The 3,593-nt window shown below is 38.4% G+C and carries 4 protein-coding genes; all 4 read left to right on the forward strand.

Annotated features, from left to right (window positions below):
- Positions 1–617: hypothetical protein (locus ACYTXL_RS11585; RefSeq protein WP_461924872.1), on the forward strand; the 617-nt coding region annotated here is incomplete at its 5' end.
- A 94-nt stretch (positions 618–711) separates the two neighbouring features.
- On the forward strand, positions 712–1,482 hold the full coding sequence (locus ACYTXL_RS11590; RefSeq protein WP_461924873.1) for a transketolase: 771 nt from the start codon (positions 712–714) through the stop codon (positions 1,480–1,482).
- A complete protein-coding gene (locus ACYTXL_RS11595) occupies positions 1,479–2,384 on the forward strand; it encodes a transketolase family protein (protein ID WP_461924874.1) in 906 nt (301 codons plus the stop codon). The genes ACYTXL_RS11590 and ACYTXL_RS11595 overlap by 4 nt, the downstream gene beginning before the upstream one ends.
- 3 nt (positions 2,385–2,387) lie before the next feature.
- The coding region (locus tag ACYTXL_RS11600) for an NAD-dependent epimerase/dehydratase family protein (protein ID WP_461924875.1) at positions 2,388–3,593 on the forward strand (1,206 nt) is incomplete at its 3' end.

Below are 3,593 nucleotides of genomic sequence, written 5' to 3' on the forward strand. Positions count from 1 at the left end.
TTCATATTTATGAAGTGTTTAGATTAGCCAATAGTTCATCTCTTGGTATTGGAGTTATCATTTATAGCGTTGTTAAAATATTGCCCCGTCTTGGTCGTAAGATTAAAATAGTTATGATATTACCATTAATTTCTATTTGTTTTATTTGGACTAATAGTCTTATTTTTTCACAAACCAGTTCTGTTTACTTTCCCTGGAAGTTAGATACCTTGATGGGTAAAGGAGTTATTTCAAATGAAATTAGCATTTTTAGAGGAAAAATTTTAAGCCAAAAATACTATCAGTTCTATCATGAAATTTTTAATGAGATATCAAAGTTTGACAATTCATACTACATAGTAAATTATACATTGGACTCTGTTGCTATGGTAATTAATAATTTACAAAAAATTCAAATGTCATCACTTTATTTCCCCTCAATCGAACAGGCATATCCTGAAGAAGCAAAAAAAATTCAGCAAGTAATCAATACAAAAAAAGCCGTAATTCTCTCAAATAAAGATATTCACATAGCTGGATACAAAGTTGTTTTTAGTAAGCCTTGGTCTTTTGCTGAAGTGCCATGGATGGATGACAAATCTATATATATTAGTGTTCCAGAAAAAACAGAAATGTAAGTTATCTACAATCTTATCAGTCACAATTTCCGCTTTTGCTTAGTTCTCGGCTTTAATCTTATTTTTGATAACATCCATAGTTTAACTTTTCATCATGGAATTATTTGCAGAGATTATTGTTAAAGCTAAGACACGGTTACTTAAAATGCATTTTGAAAGTAGTGTTGGTCATATTGGCGGTAACTTGTCATCACTGGATTTACTAATAGTTTTGTACCACAAATTTTTGAATGAAGATGACGCATTTGTTCTCTCTAAAGGTCATGCTGCTGGGGCACTTTACGTTACTTTATGGTCTTTGGGGCGCTTGAGTGATGAAGACCTACAAAAGTTTCATCAAGATGGCACAAAGCTCAGTGGACATCCCCCTATCGGTTGGATGCCTGAAATTCTGTTTGCCACGGGAAGTTTAGGTCACGGCTTGTCTTTGTCCAATGGATTAGTCCTAGCAAAGAAACTCAAGAGTGAATCAGGGAGGATCTTTTGTCTGCTGTCGGATGGTGAATGGAATGAGGGTTCTAATTGGGAAGCTCTCATTTTTGCTGTGCATCAGAAGTTGTATCAATTAACAATGATTATTGACTGTAATGGGTTACAAGGCTTTGGCACTACGCGAGAAGTAGCTAATTTAGAGCCATTGGCTGAAAAGTTTCGTGCTTTTGGTTGTGCTGTAACTGAGATTAATGGTCACGATCTAGATGCAATTGTAGAAGCTCTTTCATCCACTCCTAACAAGCCTCACGTTATTATTGCTCATACCAAGAAGGGGAATGGTGTTTCCTTCATGGAGAACAAGATGGAGTGGCACTATTTACCAATGACTCCAACCCAGTATCAACAGGCGCTAAAAGAGGTGGGGATATGAGAAACATCTTTTGTGAAACCCTTGTCAAGTGTGCGACTAATCCTAAGTTAGTATTTCTCAGTGGTGACTTGGGATACAAAGCTCTAGAACCTTTACAAGAGAGTTTGGGCGAACGTTTTATCAATGCAGGTGTAGCAGAACAAAATATGGTATCTGTGGCTGCGGGTTTAGCTCAAACAGGTTTTCAACCTTGGGTTTATAGTATTGCTCCCTTTGTTTATGCCCGACCCTTTGAGCAAATCCGCAATGATGTTTGTATGCACGATCTCCCTGTGCGGCTGGTTGGGAATGGAGGTGGTTATGGCTATGGAGTGATGGGAGCAACACATCATGCACTTGAAGACTATGGGACTATGCTCTGTCTGAGCAATATGCATGTTTTCGTGCCTGCTTTTGCCGCAGATGTTCCAGAGATTATCAATCAGCTTACTAACTTAGAGCATCCTGCTTATCTGCGCCTCGGTAGATGTGAAAAGCCAAAGGATTTAGAGCTTCCCAAGTATTCTTCTTGGCGGCGATTGATGAGGGGTAAAGGAGCCACGATTTTAGTTGTTGGCCCTTTGGCTGGAAGTATCGTTGAGGCGGCAAAGCATTTGAGTGAGTGCGATCGTCCAGACATCTGGGTTTTAACTGAATTGCCGATAAAGGCGGCTAAAATCCCAAAAGATTTCCTTGATGACTTACAGAAATCACGTCATTTGTTCGTAATTGAAGAACATGTGGCTCAGGGAAGTGTTGGTCAGATAATTGCCCGTTGTCTTTTGGAGATGAATTGTGCACCACCGCAGTTTACGCACCGCCATGCTTTGGGGTATGTATCTGGACTTTATGGTTCTCAGAATTTTCATCGTCAAGAATGTGGTTTAGATGCTGTGAACCTTGTTAGAGAGTTGAAGAGGTGATTTATGGATTTAGACCACAAAATCAGGCGGCTACAGGGTCCAATTTTAGTTCTCGGTGGTAGTGGTTTTATTGGTGCCAATTTACTTAGACAATTACTCAAGGTCAGGGAAGATGTCTTTGGTACTACTTCTCGCTTCCCTGCTTGGCGATTGGAGGGGCTGAGTGACAAGAATGTTATTGTTGTTGATTTGCTAGTAGATTCCAACCTAGATTTTTTAATAGATAAAATTAAACCGCAAACAATATTTAACTGCGTGGCTTTCGGAGCTTATTCCTTTGAAAAGGATAGCCAATTGATCTATCAAACCAACTTTAACCTAACTGCCAAACTTTTAGAGCGACTAGCCTCTCACCAGATATCCTGTTACGTTCATGCTGGAAGTTCTTCTGAATACGGAGATAAATCTGCTGGGCCTAGTGAAACTGAGCTACCTGCCCCTAATAGTGATTATGCTGTCTCTAAGATTGCTTGTGCCAATCTCTTGTATTTCTATGGAAAAAAACAGCAACTGCCTTGCGCGAATTTAAGATTATATTCTGTCTATGGTCCCCTAGAAGATTCATCGAGGCTAATTCCGAATTTGATTCGCTGCGGGCTTGAGAGCAAATATCCTAATTTTGTTAGTCCTGATATTTCTAGAGATTTTGTCTATATTGATGATGCCTGTGAAGCATTTATTGATACTGCACTGAACTTAAAAAATGAAGATTATGGAGAATCATTTAATATCGGTAGTGGTCAAAAAACGACTATTAGTGACGTAGCAGTTTTTGCTAGTAAGATATTTAACATTAGTAAAGAGCCAACTTATAATTCCATGACAAATCGCCATTGGGATGTGATTGATTGGTATGCTGATGTAACGAAAGCCCAAGAGCTTTTGGTTTGGAAACCTCAGACAAGCTTTAAAGATGGTCTCTTAAAGACGACTGAGTGGTATAAGGGATTAGAAGATAAGCAAAGATATCATCAAAGTTCTAAAAAGTTTGGCTTAGATACCACATATAGCGTAACAGCTATCATCGCTTGTTATAAGGATAATAAAGCAATTCCTATTATGTATGAGCGTCTGAAGGAGACATTTGTAAGGCTCAAAATAGACTATGAAATTATCTTTGTTAATGATTGTAGCCCTGATAATACTGAAGAAATAGTTCAGAAAATATCACGGATTGATAAACGAGTAATTGGAATTTCTCATTCCCGT

The sequence above is a fragment of the Nostoc sp. genome (genome assembly GCF_054880495.1).